The organism is Pseudomonas sp. LBUM1653 (assembly GCF_059716115.1).
Genome location: NZ_CP166803.1, coordinates 6,991,332 through 7,013,907, shown reverse-complemented (window position 1 = coordinate 7,013,907; position 22,576 = coordinate 6,991,332). Strand labels below are relative to the sequence as shown.

At 59.6% G+C, this 22,576-nt stretch carries 18 protein-coding genes; 12 read left to right on the top strand and 6 right to left on the bottom strand.

What is annotated here, in order from left to right; genetic code table 11:
• The first annotated feature begins 15 nt into the window (after positions 1-15).
• The 3 genes from ACA054_RS31810 (at position 16) to ACA054_RS31800 (ending at position 5,471) form a co-directional block, all read left to right on the top strand.
• Positions 16-2,046, top strand: a complete 2,031-nt coding sequence (locus ACA054_RS31810; protein WP_497687634.1) for a 2Fe-2S iron-sulfur cluster-binding protein — start codon at positions 16-18, stop codon at positions 2,044-2,046.
• A 112-nt stretch (positions 2,047-2,158) separates the two neighbouring features.
• On the top strand, positions 2,159-3,355 hold the full coding sequence (locus ACA054_RS31805; protein WP_497687633.1) for a DUF3142 domain-containing protein: 1,197 nt from the start codon (positions 2,159-2,161) through the stop codon (positions 3,353-3,355).
• Positions 3,342-5,471: a hypothetical protein gene (locus tag ACA054_RS31800; protein WP_497687632.1), complete on the top strand. Its 2,130-nt coding sequence runs from the start codon at positions 3,342-3,344 to the stop codon at positions 5,469-5,471. The genes ACA054_RS31805 and ACA054_RS31800 overlap by 14 nt, the downstream gene beginning before the upstream one ends.
• 3 nt (positions 5,472-5,474) lie before the next feature.
• Here the strand turns inward: ACA054_RS31800 and ACA054_RS31795 are convergent, their stop codons facing one another.
• The gene (locus tag ACA054_RS31795) at positions 5,475-6,104 is read right to left on the bottom strand and encodes a LysE family translocator (RefSeq protein WP_497687631.1); all 630 of its coding nucleotides are present in this window, start codon (positions 6,102-6,104) and stop codon (positions 5,475-5,477) included.
• Positions 6,105-6,250: 146 nt separating this feature from the next.
• Here ACA054_RS31795 and ACA054_RS31790 point away from each other — a divergent pair, with 146 nt between their 5' ends.
• Positions 6,251-6,724, top strand: coding sequence for an Lrp/AsnC family transcriptional regulator (locus tag ACA054_RS31790; protein ID WP_497687630.1), 474 nt, complete (start codon positions 6,251-6,253; stop codon positions 6,722-6,724).
• A gap of 109 nt (positions 6,725-6,833) precedes the next feature.
• On the opposite strand, the gene lpdA is transcribed toward ACA054_RS31790, so the two are convergent.
• Positions 6,834-8,234: a dihydrolipoyl dehydrogenase gene (gene lpdA, locus ACA054_RS31785; RefSeq protein WP_497687629.1), complete on the bottom strand. Its 1,401-nt coding sequence runs from the start codon at positions 8,232-8,234 to the stop codon at positions 6,834-6,836.
• A 215-nt stretch (positions 8,235-8,449) separates the two neighbouring features.
• Between lpdA and hflK (ACA054_RS31780) the strand changes: the two genes are divergently transcribed.
• From hflK (ACA054_RS31780) to cfaB, 5 genes are all read left to right on the top strand, one after another.
• Positions 8,450-10,414 carry a protease modulator HflK gene (gene hflK, locus ACA054_RS31780; protein ID WP_497690401.1) on the top strand — a complete coding sequence of 655 codons (1,965 nt, stop codon included), beginning with the start codon at positions 8,450-8,452 and terminating at the stop codon, positions 10,412-10,414.
• On the top strand, positions 10,411-11,460 hold the full coding sequence (gene hflC, locus ACA054_RS31775; RefSeq protein ID WP_497687628.1) for a protease modulator HflC: 1,050 nt from the start codon (positions 10,411-10,413) through the stop codon (positions 11,458-11,460). The genes hflK (ACA054_RS31780) and hflC overlap by 4 nt, the downstream gene beginning before the upstream one ends.
• The gene (gene hflK / locus ACA054_RS31770; RefSeq protein WP_497687627.1) at positions 11,457-12,512 is read left to right on the top strand and encodes a protease modulator HflK; all 1,056 of its coding nucleotides are present in this window, start codon (positions 11,457-11,459) and stop codon (positions 12,510-12,512) included. Before hflC ends, hflK (ACA054_RS31770) begins: the two co-directional genes overlap by 4 nt.
• Entirely contained in the window at positions 12,509-14,419 is a 1,911-nt protein-coding gene (locus tag ACA054_RS31765) for a cation-translocating P-type ATPase (RefSeq protein WP_497687626.1), read from the top strand. The genes hflK (ACA054_RS31770) and ACA054_RS31765 overlap by 4 nt, the downstream gene beginning before the upstream one ends.
• A 177-nt stretch (positions 14,420-14,596) precedes the next feature.
• Positions 14,597-15,781, top strand: coding sequence for a C17 cyclopropane fatty acid synthase CfaB (gene cfaB, locus ACA054_RS31760; RefSeq protein ID WP_497687625.1), 1,185 nt, complete (start codon positions 14,597-14,599; stop codon positions 15,779-15,781).
• Here cfaB and cls read toward each other — a convergent pair.
• Positions 15,778-17,217, bottom strand: coding sequence for a cardiolipin synthase (gene cls / locus ACA054_RS31755; protein WP_497687624.1), 1,440 nt, complete (start codon positions 17,215-17,217; stop codon positions 15,778-15,780). The genes cfaB and cls overlap by 4 nt on opposite strands.
• A 132-nt stretch (positions 17,218-17,349) precedes the next feature.
• On the opposite strand from cls, the gene ACA054_RS31750 reads away from it, so the two are divergent.
• On the top strand, positions 17,350-17,871 hold the full coding sequence (locus ACA054_RS31750; RefSeq protein WP_497687623.1) for a DUF3617 domain-containing protein: 522 nt from the start codon (positions 17,350-17,352) through the stop codon (positions 17,869-17,871).
• A 58-nt stretch (positions 17,872-17,929) separates the two neighbouring features.
• Here ACA054_RS31750 and ACA054_RS31745 read toward each other — a convergent pair whose 3' ends face one another.
• Positions 17,930-18,829 (bottom strand): His/Gly/Thr/Pro-type tRNA ligase C-terminal domain-containing protein, encoded by a 900-nt coding sequence (locus tag ACA054_RS31745; RefSeq protein ID WP_497687622.1) that lies wholly within the window; start codon positions 18,827-18,829, stop codon positions 17,930-17,932.
• Between the two features lie 195 nt (positions 18,830-19,024).
• Positions 19,025-19,921, bottom strand: coding sequence for a GTP cyclohydrolase FolE2 (gene folE2, locus ACA054_RS31740; protein WP_497687621.1), 897 nt, complete (start codon positions 19,919-19,921; stop codon positions 19,025-19,027).
• A gap of 94 nt (positions 19,922-20,015) precedes the next feature.
• Here folE2 and zigA point away from each other — a divergent pair, with 94 nt between their 5' ends.
• Entirely contained in the window at positions 20,016-21,221 is a 1,206-nt protein-coding gene (gene zigA / locus ACA054_RS31735; protein ID WP_497687620.1) for a zinc metallochaperone GTPase ZigA, read from the top strand.
• Between the two features lie 3 nt (positions 21,222-21,224).
• On the opposite strand, the gene ACA054_RS31730 is transcribed toward zigA, so the two are convergent.
• On the bottom strand, positions 21,225-21,581 hold the full coding sequence (locus ACA054_RS31730; protein ID WP_497687619.1) for an NADH:ubiquinone oxidoreductase: 357 nt from the start codon (positions 21,579-21,581) through the stop codon (positions 21,225-21,227).
• Between the two features lie 26 nt (positions 21,582-21,607).
• Here ACA054_RS31730 and ACA054_RS31725 point away from each other — a divergent pair, with 26 nt between their 5' ends.
• The gene (locus ACA054_RS31725; RefSeq protein ID WP_497687618.1) at positions 21,608-22,573 is read left to right on the top strand and encodes a CobW family GTP-binding protein; all 966 of its coding nucleotides are present in this window, start codon (positions 21,608-21,610) and stop codon (positions 22,571-22,573) included.
• Positions 22,574-22,576: the final 3 nt, after the last annotated feature.

The window sequence follows — 22,576 nt, the reverse complement described above, 5'->3', positions numbered from 1 at the left end:
AGGGGAGAAGCGGCAATGGACCATTCACCGTGGCATGCTGGCGAAAAAGAGTTGCAGGCTCATATCGGTGTCAGTGAGCGAATGGACGTACTCGGGCGTAGGGTGATTCGTGACCACATGCCGGATCAACACCGCACCTTCTATCAGCAGCTTCCGTTCATGGTGTACGGCGCGGTCGATGCTGACGGTCGTCCCTGGGCCAGCGTGCTTGAAGGTGAGCCGGGTTTCGCCCATTCACCCGAACCAGGATTGTTGCAATTTAGTAGCTTGCCGGCGGCCGATGATCCTGCGCAGTTAAGCACTGGCGCGGCAATTGGTCTGCTGGGCATTGAACTGCATACCCGGCGCCGCAATCGCATCAATGGCCATATCGGCGCAATGACTGCGGGCGGACTTGCTGTGAAGGTGGATCAGTCCTTTGGCAATTGTCCGCAGTACATCCAATTGAGGCAGATGCGTTCTGTGCCCCTGGCGGATCCGGCAACGCGTCCCGCGCAGCAATTCAACGAACTGGATGATACGGCCAAAGCCACGATCGCCGAGGCAGACACCTTCTTCGTCGCCAGTTATGTGGACGTCGATGGCGTACGGTCGGTGGATGTTTCCCACCGTGGCGGTCAGTCGGGTTTCGTCCAGGTGGAAGGGAATCGCCTGACCATCCCGGACTTTGCAGGCAACCTGTTTTTCAATACGTTGGGCAATCTGCTTATCAATCCAAAGGCCGGTTTGCTGTTCATCGATTTCAATTCCGGAGACCTGCTGCATCTCAGCGGGCGCACCGAAATCATTCTTGACGGTCCGCAGGTTGAGGCATTTCAAGGCGCCGAACGTTTATGGATGTTCCACGTGGAACACGTTGTCCGTCGTCCCGCCGCCCTTGGGTTGCGTTGGCGCTTTGATGGTGTTTCGCCCACCAGTTTACTGACGGGGACTTGGGAGCAGGCCAAGGCACGTCTGCAAGCCAAGGCTTTGGGCGATCAATGGCGGCCGCTGCGGGTGGTGCGGATTGAACCGGAAAGCCAGCACATCCGCTCGATTTATATGGTGCCGGCCGACGACGCCGGGTTGCCGTTGTTTCAGGCTGGGCAGCATTTACCGCTGCGCTTCAACATTGACGGCGAAATGCATATCCGCACCTACAGCCTGTCGAGTGCACCGTCGGATGACTTTTTCCGTATCAGTGTGAAGCGTGACGGGCGAGTGTCTTCGCACCTGCATGAACAGGTTCGTGTCGGTGACCTGTTGGAGGCGCGCGCACCCCAGGGGCATTTCACCGTGGCGCCCCATGAACGTCGGCCGCTGGTGCTCTTGGCTGCCGGCGTGGGTATTACACCGCTGCTGTCGATGTTGCGAGAGGTGGTCTATCAAGGCTTGCGCACTCGCCACATACGGCCGACCTGGTTCTTCCAGAGTTCTCGCACGTTGGCCGATCAGCCGTTTCGTCCCGAGGTGGATCGTTTGCTTGAGAGTGCCGACGACGCAGTCAGGGTGGTGCGCCTTCTCAGTCAACCGGAGCCGGAGGCACGTGAGGGCGAAGACTTCGATTTAACCGGGCGAATCGATGTCGCACGGCTTTCTGAGCTGCTTGAGGTCGAGGACTACGATCTGCTGGATTTTGTCCTCTGCGGTCCCGGCAGTTTTACCCAGGCGTTGTATGACGCCCTGCGCGAACTGGATATTCGCGATGCGCGAATTCACGCCGAAACCTTCGGTCCCTCTACGTTGCACCGACGTCCCGACCCCGACGCTGTGGTCATTGAGCAGCCGCCGGCGGCCACCACCTCGATGCCGGTGGTGTTCCAGCGCTCAGCCAAGGAAGCTCGCTGGCAACCCGACGGCGGCAGTTTGCTGGAGCTGGCGGAAAGCCGCGGATTGCATCCGGAATTCAGTTGCCGTGGCGGCTCTTGCGGGACCTGCAAGACTCGGCTGGTCAGTGGCCAGGTCCATTATCCACAGCCGCCAGCAGAGGTCCCGGATGAAGGTCAGGTGCTGATTTGTTGCGCGGTGCCGGCTCAGGGCACGCAGCCATTGGTCCTGGATCTCTGAAGGATTGTCGCAGGGGCCATTGCCCGACGGTCGATGGCTGAGTAGGGTAGGGTGCAGAACGAAAAAGGGCCGAGAAAGGCCCTTTGTGCATTTCAGGGACAGGCGTTTGCTCATGGTTTTCCTTTCTCGCGTGATCGTCTCGCTGATGACGCTGGTGCTGCTCAATGGTTGCGAACAGCAGGATGCTCCGCCACTCGATCAGCAACTATACGTATGGCAACGACAATGGACCCCGGCGCATGAGGCCGCGTTACGGGACAGTCGCGCCGATTTTTCCACCTTGCGGGTGCTGGCATTACAGGCCTTCCCTCAGGCGGGCTGGAGTCGGGCGCGGATTGATCCGGCTCTGCTCCAGCGGGATGGCCGGCCGTTGATTGCGGTGATTCGCCTTGATGGCCAGCTCCAGTCGCTGGATCAGGACGAGGTCACGGGGCAGATCAAGCAACTGCTCAGCGATTGGCAGGGGCAGGGGCTGATCCTCGCCGGGGTGGAAATCGACCACGATGCAGGCAACGCTCGGTTACCTGCCTATCGTGATTTTCTTGTGCGCCTGCGTTCTGTGCTGCCGGCGTCCATGGCCTTGAGCATCACTGCACTGCCGGCGTGGCTCGACAGTCCAGAGTTGCCGGCCTTGTTATCCACTGTCGATAGCAGCGTGTTACAGGTACATGCCGTGAGCGATCCGCGACGCGGCTTGTTTGATCCCGATCTCGCTCGACAATGGGCAGAGGCCTGGAGTCGTATTACTTCGAAACCGTTTTTCCTGGCCCTACCGGCTTATGGGGTCGCGTTGTTGCCGAGTGTCGGTGCCGCGCCCATCGTGGAAAGCGAAGTAGCCATTGAACGTAGCGGCAAGCGCCGGGAGTTGTTGGCTGATCCACTGCAATTGAGCAGTCTTGCTGGGCGGTTGCGCGCGGATCCGCCGGCTCATCTGGCGGGTCTGATCTGGTTTCGCCTGCCTTTGGCCAACGACCGTCGAGCCTGGAGCCTGTCGACGTTGCGCGCGGTGTCGCGTGGTGAGGTCCTTGGCAGTCGCCTCGCACTGCAACTTTCGGCGCACGAAGGCCTGTTTGACATCGGAATCACCAACGAGGGCAACCTCGACAACCATTGGCCCGAGCGCGTGACGCTGGCGGTACAGGGTTGCGAGGGCGCCGATGCGCTGGCCGGTTATACGTTGCAACAAGACCCGAATCTGCTTACCTTCACCCGCCTGCGCGACGGTCGGATAGCGGCTGGCGGACAGCGCGCCATCGGTTGGGCACGCTGCGCAACAATTGATCAAGGAGCTTCGAATGTTCACCCGTAAATGGCCCCGTCACCTGCTCTGTCTGAGCCTTGGCCTGCCATTGGCGGCCATGGCGTGCGGGCCTGATTTCCCCATGCGGCTGCTGGACAATCGAGGTCAAACCCTGGCTGAGTTGCCGGAAGGCAATTTCAGTTTCGAGGTGAGTCGCCTTGGCCATGCGATTGCCGGTCTCAAGCCTGTCACGGCAGCCACCCTTGCTCCTGGCGCAGCCTATGGTGAAACCTCCGCTCATGGCGAACAGCGGGATCAGGCCGAGCAGGCAGGTTTGACCCATGAACAGCAGGCGCAGGTGAAACAGTTGCGTGGGCTGGCCGATGCCCGTCAGGTTGAAGCACAGGGCGCGGACCTGCCCGCCGAACTCAGGTTCTATCTAGTGGGCGCGGTGGCCTTCAATGCCGGCGACCAAACGCTGGCCGCCGAATACTTCCGCAAGGTGCTGGCGCTGCCCGCAGATCAACGGACATTGCGCAGTACCTGGGCGGCTTACTCGCTGGGTCGGGCGTTGTTCGCCATGAGTTCACAGGCCAATGCGGCTCCCGACCTGCTGGATCAATCCCGCATAGCCTTCGAGCAAACACGCCAGCTGAGCATCGACGGCTTCAGCGACCCGCTGGAACTGGGCGTCGCCAGCCTCGGTGAAGAAGCCCGCGTGGCCCGGACGGCGGGTGACTGGAACCGCGCCATAGAACTCTATGCCACGCAAAACCTTCAGGGTTCGGCAGTGGGTTACACCTCGTTGAAGCTGTTGATGGCTGATCTGGCGTCGATGCCCGAGGATCAACTGGCCGGGTTGCTCAAGGGTAAGCCTGTGCAGCAACTGGTGACCGCCTCCTTGATCAGTCGGCTGGGCTGGTCATTCGGGGATCAACCGCCGAACGAGCAAAAACTGATCAAGCTCTTGCAAAACAGCACGCGCGGTAGCCTCGACAACGCGGACCGTCTGGCCGCCATGAATTATCAACAGGGCGATTTCACCAGCGCCAAAGTCTTTCTTGAGCACGCCGGCGAGGGCGGCCTGGCCTGGTGGCTGCGGGCCAAACTGGCGGTGCGCGATGGCGATAAAGTTGCGGCGGCTGCGGCGTATGCAAAGGCAGCCAAGGCCTTCCCGCAGAATGAATCGTGGGGCGATCGGAGAACGCCGGACTTCGATTTCGAAACACTTGAACCCAAATGCCGGGTTGAAGGCGAAAGCGCGATCCTGGCCCTGCAACGCGGGGATTATCTGCAGGCGTTCGACCAGTTGTACCGCAGCCAAGGCATCTATTGGTTCGACGCGGCCACTGTTGCCGAACGTGTACTGACGCTGGACGAACTCAAGCATTACGTCGACACCCAGGTACCGGCGCCGCCGCCACTGAGTCAGCAGGACCGGGACAACTACGTGCCCCTGCCGGTGGCGGCGAGCCTGCGCAATCTGCTTGGGCGGCGTTTGCTGCGCGAAGGACACTACGAGCAAGCGCCGGCTTATTTCGATAACGATGGCTTGCGCCACAAAGCCAGATTGTACGGCCAGCAACGTATGGCGGCCGATTCGGCGTGGTGGCCGACGCGACGTGCCGCGGCACTGTTCAACGCGGCCTGGACCGCGCGCGAGTGGGGGATGGATATCCTCGGCTACGAAATGGCGCCGGACTATGCCACGTTCGGTGGCAACTTCAGCCTTGAGAGTACTGCACTCAAGGTCGGGCCGCTGGTAGCCGAGGACGAATTGAAGCGTCAGCAAGCCAGCGCCGCCCGACCCGATCAGCGCTATCACTATCGTTTCGTGGCGACCGCACTGGCCAGCCGTGCTGCCGACAATTTGCCCCACACCAGCCAGGCGTTTGCCGCTGTCCTGTGTGAAGCGGCCGGCTGGAACAGCAGCCTTGAAGAACAAAGTGCGCTCTACCAGCGATATGTCAAAGAGGGGCCATTCGTGGAGTGGGCGGCGGATTTTGGGCATCAATGCCCGTATCCCGACTTTGAGAACGCCGACAAGCGCTATGTCACTCAGGTCACCGACGCTGCTCGCTCGACCCTGCGGCCGTACAAGACAGCTCTACAGTTGGGTGGCTTGCTGGTGGTCATGGCGGTGGCGCTGGTGCAGGTCAAGCGCCGCCGCCGCAAGGTGCGATAAGGTTCAAGCCTGTTGAACAAAGGTCAGCCGCACGGCGAAACCGATCAACAGGCTACCGAACAGCCATTGTTGCAGGCGCTGGGCACCGGGGCTGCGTTGCAGCCAACGCCCCAGTGCTGCGCCGGTCAGAGCGTAGGCGCTATCGAACAGTAAACCGACACCAACCAACACCAGGCCCAGGACCGCAAACTGCGCGAGTACCGGTCCATTGAATGGGTCGATGAACTGCGGCAGCAACACCGAGCAGAACAGTAGCGCCTTGGGGTTGAGCAGGTTGGTCAGTAAACCGCGGCGAATGGCTTCGCCCCAGCGTGGTTTTTCATCTGTCGCACCTGGGCCGTTCAGGCTTGGCAGCATCGTCGTTCGCAGACATTGAATGCCGATCCACAGCAGATAAGCAGCACCGACCAGACGCACCGCGTCAAAGGTCCAGGGAGCCGCCTTGAACAATGCCGCCAACCCCAACGCCGCCAACACCACATGACAACCGCGGGCGATACCCAGGCCGACCGCCGTGGCCAATGCCGCGCCTTTGCCCTGACGGGCTCCTGTTTGTAGCAGCAGGATCATGTCGGGGCCCGGTAGCAGATAGACCACTGCCAGCGCCATGAAAAACAGCCCGAGTCCCGCCATGTCGTACCCCTGTCCGTTGTCGATTCAGTAGGGCCAGTCTAGGGCCAGAGGTCAGGGCAGGTGCTTGCGTAGTTCGCTTCTAAAGCGGTCTGATTTGGCATAACCTGCCAACAAATCCAAATTCTTCTAGCAGGATCTGCCAAACGATGAAACTGGACGCCTACGACCGCAAGATACTCGCCGCTCTGCAACGGGATGCTCGCCTGAGTAATGTGCAATTAGCTGAAGAAATCGGTCTGTCTGCCTCGCCCTGCTTGCGACGGGTACGGATGCTGGAAGAAGCCGGAGTGATTCGGGGTTATCAGGCCAATCTGGATCGCGATGAAGTCGGGCTTGGATTGACCGTGTTTGTTGGAGTCAAAGTAGAGCGCCACAACGACGAGCAGGCAGAGTCTTTTCGTTTGGCCGTGACGGCGTTGCCCGAGGTGATTTCGGCGTTTCTGGTGTCAGGGGAATCGGATTTTCTGCTGCAAGTGGTGGTACCGGATTTACGCGCCTACGACCGGTTTCTCACTGGGTGTTTGTTGAAGCTGCCGGGTGTGAGTGATATCCGCAGCAACTTTGCGATTCATACGGTGAAGACACCGGGAGCTTTGCCGTTGGCGCATTTGCCACTTTAGACCGAGGCGACTTCTTCGCGAGCAGGCTCGCTCCCACATTGGAATGCATTCCATGTGGGAGCGAGCCTGCTCGCGAAAGCGAAGGACCAGCCACAAAAAATCTGAAGGCTTACATCTGCGTCGCCATCCCCTCCACATTCATCGCCGCCTGGCGCAAAGCTTCGGAACGGGTCGGGTGTGGATGGCACGTCAGGGCAATGTCTTCGGCGGACGCGCTGAACTCCATGGCCACGCAATATTCGCCAATCATTTCACTGACGCTTGGTCCCACGAGATGCACACCCAGAATTTCGTCGGTACGTTCATCGGCCAGTACTTTGGCGAAACCTTCGGTTTCGTGATTGATCTTCGCCCGGCTGTTGGCGGTAAACGGAAACTTGCCGACCTTGAAAGCACGGCCTTCGGCCTTCAGTTGTTCTTCGGTCTTGCCAACACTGGCCAGCTCCGGTCTGGTGTAGATCACGTTTGGGATCAGCTCGTAATTGACCTCGCCGGCCTTGCCGACAATCTGCTCGACGCAGGCCATGGCTTCATCTTCGGCCTTGTGCGCGAGCATCGGGCCAGAGGTTACGTCGCCAATCACCCAGACGCCTGCGGCTTCGGTGCGATGCCCTTTGTTGGCGAGCATGCCGCGTTTATCTGTGGCGAGGCCGACGTTCTCCAGCCCCAGACCTTGGGTATAGGGCCTGCGTCCGATCGCCACCAGCACGTAATCGGCTTCCAGCGACTCGACGGTGCCGCCCGCGGCGGGCTCGACGCTGAGCTGCACACCGGTTGCGGACGTTGTGGCGCTGGTCACTTTTGAACTCAATTTGAAACTGATGCCTTGCTTGCTCAATGAGCGTTGCAGGGTTTTGCCTGCTTCGCCGTCCACACCCGGGCAGATCCGATCAAGGAATTCCACCACGGTCACTTGCGCCCCCAAGCGCCGCCAGACCGAACCCAGCTCCAGCCCGATCACCCCGGCGCCGATCACCACCAGGTGTTTCGGCACCTCTGTCAGTGACAGTGCGCCGGTGGAATCGAGGATGCGTTGGTTATCGATGTCCACGCCGGGCAGGGGAGTGGGTTCGGAACCGGTGGCGATGATGATGTTTTTGCCACTCAGTTTGGTCTTGCCGCCGGCGTTATCCGTCACGGTGACTTTTCCGGGCCCGTCGATGTGGCCCCAACCCTTGATCCAGTCGACCTTGTTTTTGCGAAAAAGAAACTCGATGCCCTTGGTCAGCCCGGTCACGCTTTCATCTTTCTGTTTCATCATCTGGGCAAGGTTGAGCGTGGGTTTGACCTCGATCCCAAGGTTGGCGAATTCCGTTCCCATGGCTGCATCGTAAAGTTCAGAGGCGTGCAGCAATGCCTTGGACGGCATGCAACCGACGTTCAGGCAGGTGCCGCCGAGCGTGGCGCGTCCTTCTACGCACGCCGCTTTCAAACCCAGTTGGCCCGCACGGATCGCTGCGTTGTAACCACCGGGTCCACTGCCAAGTATCACGATGTCATAAGTGCTCATGGATGTACTCCTTGGATTGAAAGCGGATCGGGAGGGGTAAAAGTCTTGGAATAAAATTACGAACGTAATATGTGGCTTCCGATGCATTTCGGTCAAGCCTTCAGCCTAGCGACAGGTTGTTCATTTTTCGATGGGGATTTGACTACGATAATTTCACTGTATTTGTTATATCGTAACGAAAATGCCGCGTGGGCAAAGATAAACACTGGGGTGGTATGCAAGTCGATCTCGAAGAGGGTGATGAAAGCGCGCAGGTAGCCAGGCTGCCGCGCTTCCAACAGGCAGTTTTTCAAGGGCGACGGTTGCGCCAGTTCGCCATCGGCCTCGGCGCGCTCGCAGCAATGGGCCTGGTGCTCGGTTTTTTTGTCGGGTTGTTTGCGCCGCAATCCCTTTGGCCTGCTCTGTTGTTCAATCAGAGTGCCGCATTGCTGGTGTTGGTCGCTGGCTTGCAATCCGCCGGGTGGGTGACGCAATGGCGTTCGCGGGCGATGAATCCCTTGGCGCCGGTGGTCGACGCTTATGAAGCTGAAGTCCCGGTGGGCTGGTACGAACGGCTGCTGGAGCGAATCAGTCAGCGCTGGCTGAAGCTACTCAGGCAAATCGGTGCCCCGACGCTGTGGCTCGGTGGTTGGGCGCTGCTGGCGTTGTTGTGCGTCGAACAAGCATGGACCCTTGCTTTACCGCCTGTAGCTCTGGGCATGTCGGCCACAATCGGCGCGGCCCTGGCGTTATTGCTGGCCTTTGGTTTGCTGGTTCTGGAGCGTCAGCTTGCTCAGGAAAACAGCGCCCAATGGCCTGAAGCAGGAGCCTTGGCGCAGCTGACCCGCGTGGCAATCATCAGCCTGATAATCGCAGCGGTATGCCTGTTGTTCGGCAATGAAACTTCGGTCTGGCCGGTGCGTCTGGCAGTACTGATTGGCCTGCTGCCGGGGTTCGTCGCCTTCGAGTTACTACTACGTGCCCTGCTGTCATTGTTCAGCCCGCGTCGCGAACAACTTGAACCTGCATTGTTGGCGCGCAGTTTTATCGCGGACATGCTGCGCTGGCCGCCGCAGCCATTGCAGGCGTTGCAGCACGAATTGCACAGCCGTTTCGGCATCGACCTGCGGCAGATTTGGGCCTTCACTTACATGCGCCGGGCATTTCTGCCGGTGCTGGGTGTTGTGGCCATCGTCGGTTGGTCACTGACCGGTATTCACGAAATACCGCTGCAAGGGCGGGGGATCTACGAGCGTTTCGGCAAACCGGTGACGGTGTTGGGTCCTGGTCTGCATGCAGGGTTACCTTGGCCGTTGGGCCGGGTGCTACGTGTCGAAAATGGAGTGGTTCACGAATTGGCCACCAGTCTCGGCGAGAAGTCAGCCCCCCTGCAGGCAGACCCGGCCGAAGGCCCGGCGCCGATGACCGCCAACAGGTTGTGGGACGCCACCCATGTGAATGACAAATCCCAGGTGATTGCCAGCAGCCGTGCAGACAAGCAGAGCTTTCAGATCGTCAACATGGACGTGCGTTTTGTTTATCGCATTGGTTTGAGCGATCAGGCGGCGTTTGCGGCGACCTACAACAGCGCGGATGTGCCGACGCTGATCCGCAGCACCGCCAGCCGCATTCTGGTCCACGACTTCGCGTCACGAACCCTTGACGGTTTGCTCGGTGAGGATCGTACAGGGCTCGCCGAAGAGATTGGCCGGGCCGTGCAGGCCGACCTGCAGAAACTCGACAGCGGCGTGGAAATTCTCGCCACGGTGGTCGAAGCGATTCATCCACCGGCAGGGGCTGCCAACGCTTATCACGGGGTGCAAGCAGCACAGATCGGCGCGCGGGCTTTGATCGCCCGTGAGCGTGGAGCCGCCGCCGACGCCACCAACCAGGCGCAGTTGCTGGCGAGCATTGCCCGAGATCAGGCAATGGCGAATGCCCATGAAATCACCGCAGCGGCCAAGGCTGGCGACCTGAAATTTACCGCCGAACAAAAAGCTTATGCGAGCGCCGGCCAAGCCTTCGTGTTGGAGCAATACCTCAGTCAACTTTCCCAGGGCCTGGCCAATGCAAGGTTGCTGGTCCTCGATCATCGTCTGGGCGGCAGCAGCAATGCGCCGACCATCGATCTCCGTACGTTCACGGTGCCGGCTGACCCTGCGCCGTCGCGTAAAACTGCTCAGCCAGGAGCCGTCAATTGAGCCAGTCACATACCCACGATCACGCTGACCACAGTGGCCACAGTGGCCACGATCATGGCCATGGCGGACATCACCACGGCCATCACCATCACCATCACGGCGATCCGCAAGAAGGTGGCTCGTTCCCTTGGCGACGCATGGGCTGGGCGGCGTTGTTGGTGGCGTTTGCCGTGGCGGCCGCGAGCCTGGTGCAAGTGCGTTCGGGCGAAGCCACGGTCATCACGCGTTTTGGCAACCCATCGCGAGTGTTGTTGGAACCGGGCCTTGGCTGGCGCTGGCCGGCACCCTTCGAAGCAGCGATCCCGGTTGATCTGCGACTGCGCACCACGTCCAGTGGTTTGCAGGATGTGGGTACGCGGGACGGTTTGCGCATCATCGTTCAGGCTTATGTGGCCTGGCAGGTGCAGGGTGATCCGGACAACGTGCAGCGCTTCATGCGTGCAGTGCAAAACCAGCCGGACGAAGCGGCACGGCAGATCCGCACCTTCGTCGGCTCGGCCCTGGAAACCACGGCCAGTAGTTTCGATCTGGCCAATCTGGTGAACACCGATTCCAATCAGGTGCACCTCGTCGATTTCGAAGCGCAGCTGCGCAAGCAAATCGACCAGCAGTTGCTGAGCACGTATGGCGTGCGAGTGCTACAAGTCGGCATCGAGCGTCTGACCTTGCCGTCGGTCACGCTCACCGCGACGGTCGATCGCATGCGCGCCGAGCGTGAAACTATCGCCACAGAGCGCACCGCCATCGGCAAGCGCGAAGCGGCGCAAATTCGCTCCGCGGCGGAACGTGATGCACGAATACTCCAGGCCGATGCCAGGGTGAAAGCGGCTGACATTGAGGCGCAATCCCGGGTCGAAGCCGCGCAAATTTATGCTCGTGCCTACGCTAGCTCACCGCAGCTTTACAACTTGCTGCGCTCGCTCGACACCTTGGGCACAGTGATCACCCCGGGCACGAAACTGATACTGCGTACCGATGCCGCGCCTTTCCGGGTGTTGGTTGACGGTCCGCCAACGCTTGAAAATAAACCCGGATCGCAGCCATGAATTTGGTTCCACGTGGAACAAATGAGTTGAGCAGCCCGTGGATTCAGGCCGGGCGCTTGGCGTTTCTCGCCCTGTATGCAGTAACGGTGTTGGCCGCTTTGGCGTGGGCGTTGTCCAATGTGCGACAGATTGATCCGCAAAATCGCGCGGTGGTTTTGCACTTCGGCGCGCTGGATCGCATCCAGAATGCCGGTTTGCTTTTGGCCTGGCCGCGACCGTTTGAACAGGTGATTTTGCTGCCGGCGGCGGACCGGGTAATCGAGCGTCGGGTGGAAAATCTGTTGCGTACTGGCGCCGCATTGCAGGCCGATCGCGTGGCCAGCTTTGCGACGCCGATCAGTGATGCGCTGGCAGGTTCCGGTTATTTGCTGACGGGGGATGCCGGGGTGGTGCAACTGGATGTGCGGGTTTTCTACAAGGTCACTGAGCCGTATGCCTTTGTGCTTCAAGGCAAGCATGTGCTGCCGGCCCTGGATCGTTTGGTGACCCGTAGCGCCGTAGCACTCACTGCTGCTCGAGATCTGGACACTATTCTGGTCGCACGACCGGAGTTGATCGGCGTCGATAATCAGGCCGCAGAAAGACGTGAGCGTCTGCGAGGTGATTTGGTGCAAGGCATCAATCAACGCCTGGCGGAACTGGCCGCGACGGGCCAGGGACTGGGGATCGAAGTGGCGCGGGTCGATGTGCAATCCAGTCTGCCGGGTCCTGCAGTCAACGCCTTCAACGCCGTACTGACCGCCAGCCAACAAGCGGACAAAGCCGTGGCCAACGCGCGTACTGAAGCCGAGAAGCTGACCCAGACCGCCAATGAGCAAGCCGACCGCACGCTGCAAGTCGCCCACGCTCAGGCGAGTGAACGGCTGGCGCAAGCGTCGGCTGATACCGCCACGGTGATGAGTCTGGCCACGCAACAACAGGCCGCCGACCCGCAAATGTTGCTGCGAATCTACCGCGAGCGGATACCGAAAATTCTTGGCCAGGCCGGCTCAGTCACCACGGTTGATCCGAAAGACGATTCCCGCCTGATCATTCAGGGAGCTGCACAATGACCGCACAAACCGCCGCTGGACCGAGCATGTTGTCCTCGGCCGAACAACGCAGCGCTGCCCGTCAACTGACCCTGGCCATGCTCGCACTCGGCTTGCTCGCGCTGGGCCTCGCATGGCGCTGGTTGTCGCCGGAACAGACTGGGGTCAGCCAATTGCTGCTGGGTTTCGCATCTATGTTAGTTTCCGTGCCAGTGATGCGTTCGGCTTGGTACAGTCTGCGGTATCCGAGTCTGCACGGCATTACCGATCAATTGATCGCCCTGGCCATGCTCGGTGCGTGGGCGACAGGCGATTTGCTGACTGCTGCATTGCTGCCGATCATCATGATCTTCGGCCATGTACTGGAAGAGCGCAGCGTGATCGGTTCGCAGGAAGCGATTCATGCCCTCGGCAAACTGACCCGCAGCCACGCGCGTAAGGTTCAGGCTGACGGCTCCATCGTCGAGGTCGACAACGGTACGCTCAGGGCTGGCGATCGGGTGGAAGTCCGTGCCGGTGATCGGGTACCGGCGGATGGCCGGGTGTTGTCAGGCCAGGCCAGTCTGGACACCGCGTCCATAACCGGCGAGTCCGTGCCGATGGAAGCGGGCGTCGGCATGGCGGTATTCGGTGGAGCGATTAATCTCGATGGCCTGCTGCGTATAGAAGTGACTCGAACCGGCGACGAATCGACCCTCGGCAAAGTGATCGCGCTGATGCAAAACGCCGAGCGTTCCAAGCCGCCGATCACCCGGTTGCTGGAGCGTTATGCCGGGAGTTACCTGGTGCTGGTGTTACTACTGGCCGCAGTAACCTGGTTCATCACCAACGATGCCCAAGTGATGCTCGCGGTGTTGGTGGCTGCCTGTCCTTGTGCGTTGGTGTTGTCGGCACCCGCTACGGCGATTGCCGGGGTAGCGGTAGCCGCTCGGCACGGCATTCTGATTCGCAGCTCGGCGTTTCTCGAAGAGCTGGCAGACCTCACATCGTTGGTAGTCGACAAGACCGGAACCCTGACCTTCGGGACCTTGCGCCTGCAATCCATTGAGAGCCCATTGGAGGATCGCAACCAGGTCTTGAAACTCGCCGCCAGCCTCGGTTCCGCGAGCAGTCACCCGGTCAGTCGGGCGCTGGCCGGGCTGGTCACACAAGAGCATTTTCTGTTGTTGTCGGACATTCACGAGCGTCAGGGATTGGGCGTGGTGGCCATGACGGAGCAGGGCGAGGCCGCGCTTGGGCGGCCAGAGTTGTTCGCCCAATTGGGTATACCTACCTCATACATTCCCGACCACGACGGCCCCATTGCCGGGCTGGCGCTCAACGGTGAGTTTCTCGCTTGGCTGTTGTTGGCCGACAGCGTTAAACCGGAAGCGAAGTTTGCCTTGAGCGAGCTGAAGGATCTTGGATTGGGCCGGCAGCTTTTGCTCACCGGCGACCGGTACAGCGTCGCTCACACACTCGCTCGGGATGTCGGCATCAGTGAGGTCGAAGCGCAGGCTTTGCCCGAGGACAAATTGAATCGGGTGTTGAAAGAAATCGGTAACGGTTTTCGTCCTATGGTGGTGGGCGACGGCATCAACGATTCCCTGGCGCTCAAGGCTGGAGTTGTCGGAGTGGCGATGGGCGCAGGCGGGTCAGACATCGCGCTGGCTTCAGCGGATATCGTGCTGATTGGTAGCGACCTGCGTCGCCTCGGCACCTGCGTGCGCTTGAGTCGACAGTGTCGACAGACCTTGCAGGTCAACGTGATTATCGGTTTGGGCTGGACCTTGGCGATCGTTGCATTCGCGGCGTTTGGCTGGCTCGGGGCAGCAGGCGCGATGATCGCGGCGTTGCTGCACAACCTCAGTACGTTGTTGGTGTTGGGTAATGCTGGGCGTTTACTGCGCTTTCAGGAGCCGCTGCTCAAGCTCAAGGAAGAGTTTTGAGGAGGCTTTGGAAACAGAACTGTGGGCCGGATTTGCAGTCATCTAGGGGAGAGCGATCATTTCTGTGAATTCGGAACATTCTTCGACTCATAGAGGAGCGCTCTCAATTCGATAGCCAGCTATTTTTCAAGGATGGTCTAACCTCACAGCAGACGTCTGAAACAAGGGGGATTTTCCATGCTCGCGCAACTTCCACCGGCCTTACAGAATCTGCATTTACCGCTACGCCTGCGACTCTGGGACGGCCATGAATTCAATCTGGGGCCGACGCCCAGTGTCACAATTGTGGTCAAGGACCCACAAATGGTCACCCAGTTCACCCATCCTAGCCTGGACGCGCTAGGGGCAGCGTTTGTCGAGGGCAAACTGGAACTGGAAGGTTCCATCAGCGATGTGATCCGCATCTGCGATGAGTGGAGTCAGGCATTGCTCGGTGATCTCGACAGTCAGCCTGTGCGCACCGCCCACGACAAGGAAACAGACGCCAAGGCGATTTCCTACCACTACGACCTGTCCAATGCGTTTTATCAACTGTGGCTCGACAGCGACATGGCCTATTCCTGCGCGTATTTCGAGACCGGTAGCGAAACCCTTGAGCAGGCCCAGCAAGCAAAATTCCGCCACCTGTGCCGCAAGTTGCGCCTGCAACCTGGCGAATATCTGCTGGACGTCGGCTGCGGTTGGGGCGGGCTGGCGCGCTATGCGGCCCGTGAGTTTGGCGCGAAGGTGTTCGGCATTACCCTCAGCAAGGAACAGCTGGCCCTGGCCCAGGAACGCGTAAAAGAGGAAGGGTTGGAGGATTTGGTCGAGCTGCAGTTACTCGACTACCGCGACCTGCCTCAGGACGGGCGCTTCGACAAAGTGGTCAGCGTCGGGATGTTCGAACACGTCGGGCACGCAAACCTCGCCGAGTATTGCAAAACCTTGTTCGGCGCGGTGAAAGAGGGTGGGTTGGTCATGAACCACGGGATCACCGCCAAGCACACGGATGGCCGCCCGGTGGGACGCGGTGTCGGGCAGTTCATCGAGAAATATGTGTTCCCTAACGGCGAACTGCCGCACCTGTCGATGATCTCTGCCGAGATCAGTGAAGCAGGGCTGGAGATCGTCGACGTCGAGAGCCTGCGCCTGCATTACGCACGGACCCTGGATCACTGGAGCGAACATCTGGAAGACAACCTTGAGGCCGCCTCGAAGCTGGTGCCGGATCAAGCCCTGCGTATCTGGCGCCTGTACCTGGCCGGTTGTGCCTACGCGTTCGCCCGTGGCTGGATCAACCTGCACCAGATTCTTGCGGTGAAGGCCCACGCCGATGGCAGCCATGAGCTGCCCTGGACGCGAGACGATATCTACAATCCCTAGAGGATGGGCGAAATAAGCCGGGCGACCCGCATGCCGACCTGCTGCAAGCGACGGGTCTCCCGGCCTTCTTCCTTGGCAATTTCGTGAGCCTGGTCGAAGTCGTCGTTGAGCATCTGCTCCACTTGGGCAGCAAACGCCCTGTCGACCGTCAGTAACATCACTTCGAAATTCAACCGAAACGAACGGTTGTCCATGTTGGCGCTGCCAATGGCGCTGATTTCACTGTCGATCAACACCACTTTCTGATGCAGGAACCCGGGTTCATAGCGGAACACCCGCACACCGGCGCGCACGGCTTCAAAGGCATAGAGGCTGGACGCGGCGTAGACGATTCGATGGTCGGGCCGCGACGGCAGCAGAATCCGCACATCCACCCCGCGCAAGACCGCCAGACGCAAGGCAGCGAGTACCGCTTCGTCGGGGATGAAATATGGAGTTGTGATCCACACCCGTTCGGTCGACGCGTGAATCGCTTCGACGAAGAACAGTGAACAGGTTTCGTAGGCGTCCGCCGGGCCGCTGGCGAGCATCTGGCAAAGCACTCCGCCGTCCGGATAAACCTCCGGAAGTATCAGCGGCGGTAATGCGCGGGCTGCCCAGAACCAATCTTCGGCGAAGGACTCTTGCATGCAGGCCACCACCGGTCCCCGTACTTGCACATGGGTATCGCGCCACGGTGCCAGGGGTGGTTTCTCGCCCATGTATTCATCGCCAACGTTGTGGCCACCAACGAAGCCAAGGATACCGTCGACGACCACGATTTTGCGGTGGTTGCGAAAGTTGACCTGGAAGCGATTGAGCCAGCCGCTGCGGGTGGCGAAGGCTTTGACCTCGACACCGCCATCGCGCAACGACTGGACGTAACTGTGGGGCAGGGAGTGGCTGCCGATTCGGTCGTAGAGCAGGTAGATCGCCACGCCTTCGCTGGACTTTTGCAACAGCAGGTCACGCAGGCGTCGGCCGAGGCGGTCATCGTGGATGATGAAAAACTGGACCAGTACGGCTTCCCTGGCCTGACTGATGGCGTGGAAAATCGCCTCGAAGGTCGCCTGTCCATTCACCAGCAAGTGCACTTCATTGTTTGCCAGGCAGGGCATGCGCCCCAGTTTCGGCATCGCCCTTAACGACGCGTAAGCGCTCGAAGCGCGCGCGGTGAGGGCTTCCTCCACCCATGGCCGCCAGTTGAGCTCAGAGACAGCCTTGCGCATCTCCTCGTTGGCTTGGCGCCGTGCCTTGATGTAACCGTCGAAGGAACTGCTCCCAAAGACCAGATAGGGGATGAGTGTCAGGTAAGGCATGAACAACAATGACAAGGCCCAGGCAATCGAGCCTTGGGCGGTGCGGACGGTCAACACGGCGTGGATTGCCGCAATCAAGCCCAAGAAGTGCAGCAGTGCGATGACATAGCCAAAAACATGCGGTCCAAAATAATCCATGGGGGCAGCCTTGCTCCTGAAGATTCAATGCTTAACAGACCATGTTCCGTGCAGAATGTCGCTATTTAATTGGCCCATGAACCGAAGCCCGCCGGCGACGTCTAACGGCCACTACTAATCAGGAGTTACTCGATGAACGTTCGTCTGCTGGGTTTGGCCATGGCATTTGGTTTGGTACTTCCTGTGGTTGCTCAGGCGCAGATGCTTCAGCCAGGTTTGTGGGAATTGACCTCGAGCAACATGAAAGTCGATGACCAGAACCTGCCGGATCTGCAACTGATCCTTGGTCAAATTCAAAGTCAGATGACCCCTGAACAGCGCGCGCAGCTGGAAAAACAGGGCATCACCATGGGTGGCAAAGGGATTCGGGCGTGCCTGACGCCAGAGCAGGTCAAGAGCGACAACATTCCGCTGACCGACCCACAATCGGGCTGCAAACAGGAAGTCACCGAGCGGACCGGCAACCAGTGGAAATTCCGCTTCAGCTGCCCGAAAGCGCAGGGTGCGGGTGTTGCGACGTTCCTCAGCGATCGCGAGTTCACCACCAAGGTCAATGGCACGTTCAACGCCACCGGCATTCAGCAGAAGGGTAGCCTCGATACCCGTGCGGTCTGGTTGGGACAGGATTGCGGAACCGTGAAGCCAAGAGCGTAAAAGTCTCGCAAGCAAGCCTCAATCTGTAGGAGCGAGGCTTGCCCGCGAAGACGTTCGTTCAGGCGCCTGAAACTCCCGGCTGACCCAACCACTCACACACCGCCTCAACCTTCATCCTGCCAAAATCCTCCCCGTTGCGATTGCGCACGCTGACATACCCACCAGCTCTTTCCTGTTCGCCGACCACCACCAAGTACGGCACCGTCTGACTGTGATGTCGAATCTTGTGGCGAACTTTTTCATTACGCAGATCCGCCAGGGCGCGCACGCCACTGCGGCGCAGGCGTTCGGTGACCGCGTGGGCATAGCTCGTCTGACGGTCATCCATGCTGACCACCACCACATGGGCTGGCAGGCGCCAATGCTGCAACTCCTGGTGACTGGACCAACAGGTGCCATAGATACGTTGCTGCAAGGTCCCGTTGACGTGATCGAGGGCAAAGGCCTGCAAGACCCTGGTGGTGGGGACATGCGGGCCGCTCGTCAAATACTCGGTGTCCCCGAGGCGGTACAGCGAAAGATCGGCGGCAGATGGGGAGTGACTCCGACTGCGGCGTATCGAATGGTTGGTCGCCGCCAATGATTGCATGCGCGCTTCGATCAGCGGCAGATCAGCGGTCAGCATTGGGCGCTCGACAGTGAACTCGCAAAAGAACCCGTCACCCAGCGCCGAGCCGGTTCGCAATTGAGCATGGGAATGCAATTGCTTGACCGCCATCGCCAGCATCAGCGAACAGGAGCGCCGGAGAATCTCCAGGCCGTCGGGTTCCTGCGGCGTAACGATGCTGACCCTGGCATTGGCCCGAATCACGAACTCACAGTCGACCAACAGGCCGTCCACCCGACCCGCTACCGCAGCGTTGGCCAGCCCGGGGCCAATACTCGCGGCAACCTCATGTACGGACAGCGGTTGATCGTATTCACGCAATGAACCATCGGGCAGAGTGATCTGGATCATGATTGTTGTTCTCGAATGCTTCGATCACATGCGTCAGCGGATTAACCTTAGATCCAAAACCCGGCCGCTGTCATGTAGACGTTTGTCGTGCCCACTCAACACTCTGTATGCAAAGCCCTGTAGCCGCGCACAAGACTGATTGTTGGTACGCGCCACATCTTAGGTAAATATCCCAGCGCAAAGCCTGCAAACGGCTTATGCGGCCTCCCAGTTCCAGCGACTCTCGGCAACGGCGTCGTGGGCATGCAGGCTTTCAGCGTGGATAACGCGTACCTGAAAGCCGCTGATGCCGGGTGAGCGTTTCAGGGCCAGGTTCAAGCGTCGAGCGGCGTCTTCGCAGAACATCAGGTTCTGTCCATTGGCCAAGGCGAACGCCTGTTCATCAGCGCGCTTGACGGCGGTTTGTACGGCTGTGCCGAGCGCTGCTTCAGCGTCGTTGATGACTGCGATCAGTGGCAGCTCATCCAGACACTCGTGCAAACGCAGACTCAACTGCGCCGTGCTGCGTTGACTGTGGGGCGTCGCGACGATGCCTTCAGGGGAACCGAGCCAAGCCAGTACTTCGGTGTGATGCAAAGCCCGGTTGGCAAAATCATCGACGAATTGCTGTTGAATCAGTTGTCGGGAAAGCGCTGCTGAACAAGGACAGGTTGAGGAATAAGGCAACGCGATTTTAAGTTCCACGTGGAACATCGCGTTTTTCAAACGTGCTTCGATGCTGACGGGATAGCTTTTCCAGCCAGCCAATGGACTGATCAGCGCCGGTCTTTTCAACAGAATATCGGTGTGAATGTTCAGGTAAGCGCCGTTTGATAGCCCTTCGTGACTGTCCAGGAAACTGTGCAAAACCCGTCGCAGCAGACCGGGCGAGAGCGTTTCGTGCTCAAGCGTTTCCAACGCCAGGTACAGGCGCGACATATGAATACCGCGCGCCTCGCCGTTATCGAGGCTCACACCGGCATCGGCCGTTGCCGGCAATAATTTGCCGTCGAGCAAAACAGGAAGAGCAATGCCACACATGCCCACCCACTCCAGTGGCAGGGATTGGCGTGAGGCCTGCGCGGCGATATCCGGCAGAGTCAGCGCGTTCATAAGCAGGTCCATCGTGGAAGTCGAATTGCAATGTTATATGATAACATAGAAGCAAGCCCGATAATTTCCCTGGCCACCTTGTGAGGACCATCTGATGCCCAATCGCCTTCCCGTGACAGTCCTGTCCGGCTTTCTTGGAGCCGGAAAAAGTACACTTCTTAATTACATACTACGTAATAGAAACGGTCTGCGCGTTGCTGTAATCGTTAACGACATGAGTGAAATCAACATAGACGGCAGCGAGGTCCAGCGCGATGTCAGTCTCAATCGTGCTGAAGAAAAACTCGTGGAAATGAGCAACGGCTGCATCTGCTGCACGTTGCGTGAAGACTTGTTGGAGGAAGTCGGCTCGCTCGCCCGGGAGGGTCGTTTTGATTACCTGTTGATCGAATCAACCGGCATTTCAGAACCGCTGCCAGTGGCGGAGACATTTACTTTTCGCGACGACAACGGCCAGAGCCTTTCCGACATCGCCCGGCTCGACACCATGGTCACTGTAGTCGATGGCATGAATTTCCTGCTCGACTTCCAGGCTGCCGAAAGCCTGGCTTCCCGTGGCGAAACGCTGGGCGAGGGGGATGAGCGCGCGATCACCGATCTGTTGATCGAGCAGATCGAGTTCGCCGACGTCATCCTGATCAGCAAGATCGACTTGATCAGCAGTCGCGAACGCGAGGAGCTGACAGCAATCCTCGAACGACTCAACGCCCAGGCGCAAATCATCCCGATGGTCATGGGCGAAGTGCCGCTGGAGAAGATCCTGGATACCGGTCGCTTCAATTTTGAGAAAGCGGCGCAGGCGCCGGGCTGGTTACAGGAACTGCGCGGCGAACACGTACCGGAAACCGACGAATACGGCATCGCGTCCTACGCCTATCGCGCACGTCGTCCCTTCCATCCGCAGCGCTTCTTCAACTTCATCAACGGTCCATGGCTCAATGGCAAGCTGCTGCGCTCCAAGGGCTTCTTCTGGTTGGCGAACAAACACACAGACGCCGGCAGCTGGTCCCAGGCCGGTGGGATGATGCGTTATGGTTTTGCCGGGCGCTGGTGGCGGTTCGTGCCGAAGGATCAGTGGCCTCAGGACCAGGAAAGCACTGCCGCAATCCTGCAGAACTGGGACGCTGCTAGCGGGGATTGTCGGCAGGAACTGGTGTTCATTGGCCAGAACATCGATTTCGCGCAGCTTGCCGCCGAGCTCGCCGATTGCCTGTTGAGCGATGAGGAGATGGCGCTGGGCGCAGAGAGCTGGTGCTTGTTGTCTGATCCGTTCGGCCCTTGGTATGAAGACGCCGCTTGACTCTCAAGGCTTGAGCCAGGTCCCCTGGCTCTGGGCTTCGCAAAACGGCTTCAAATACGCCGCATCCGTGACAACGCCGTAATAGTGAATATCCTGCCGGTAAGGCATATTGGCGACTTGGGCGTTGCTGCACACGTCGAACGCTCCACCAGGGCATTGGTCGACGTACTGTACCTCGACTTTCTGCCCTGCAAGGCTTGGCTGGCAGAAGCCGTCGGCGAAGAGTTTTTGCGGAATGTTGCGGTTCTGCTGGCAGACTTTCACGTCAAGCCGTTCCGCCTGACTGTGGACCACGCATGCCTGGGCCAGCGCCTCGCCGATATTGAGCGCCAGCAGCAACGACACTCCTATCCACCGCATCCTTACCTCCTCAGACACCTTCGATCATGTTGCAGAACATACCCACCCATGTCATCGCCGGGCCATTGGGGGCCGGCAAGACCAGCCTGATCAGGCACCTGCTGGCGCAACGTCCCGCGGGTGAGCGCTGGGCGGTGCTGATCAATGAATTCGGTCAGATCGGTATCGATGCCGCGTTGCTGACCCGTGATGCCGATGGTATCGCACTGGGTGAAGTGGCCGGGGGCTGTTTGTGTTGCGTCAACGGTGCGCCGTTTCAGATCGGTCTCGGCCGTTTGCTGCGTAAGGCGCGTCCGGATCGACTGTTCATCGAGCCGTCCGGGCTGGGGCATCCGGCGCAGTTGCTCAGGCAGTTGCGGGAAGCACCGTGGCAAGGTGTCCTGAGCGTCCAGCCTTGCGTTCTGGTACTGGACGCCCAGGCGCTTGCCGCTGGCAAGCCGCTACCGCCAGCGCAACAGGAGGCACTGGAGAGTGCTGGTCTGTTGCTGATGAACAAGTCGGAACACCTCGATGAAATCGCTCGCCAGCGTCTCACCGCTCAGTTGCCGGTGCGCCCGCTGTACTGGGCGCACCACGCGGCGATGCCATTGAGCCTATTGCCTGGCCTGGACGCTCAGGCTGTGGCGGGTGTGGATAACTTCGTGGCGCCCAAGGGGCTGGCGCAGTTGCCGGCGATCTGGACTGATCCGGCGCTGCCGATTTGCTTGAGCCAGGAACAGGAGGGCGGCTGGAGCATTGGCTGGCGCTGGCACCCCAGCCAGACCTTTGACTCTGACAGAATCGCTCGGTGGCTCGCAGGCCTTGAATGGCGGCGGGCCAAGCTGGTTATCCACAGCGTCGAGGGTTGGGTGTCGGTCAATGCGCTGGATAACGCGAGGCTGGAATGGAGAAGTAGCGAATGGCGGCAAGATTCGCGGATTGAACTTATTTTTAGTGAGTCGCAGGATGTCGAGGTGCTGAAAAAAGGCCTGGACGGCTGTCGGCTGGGGTGACGA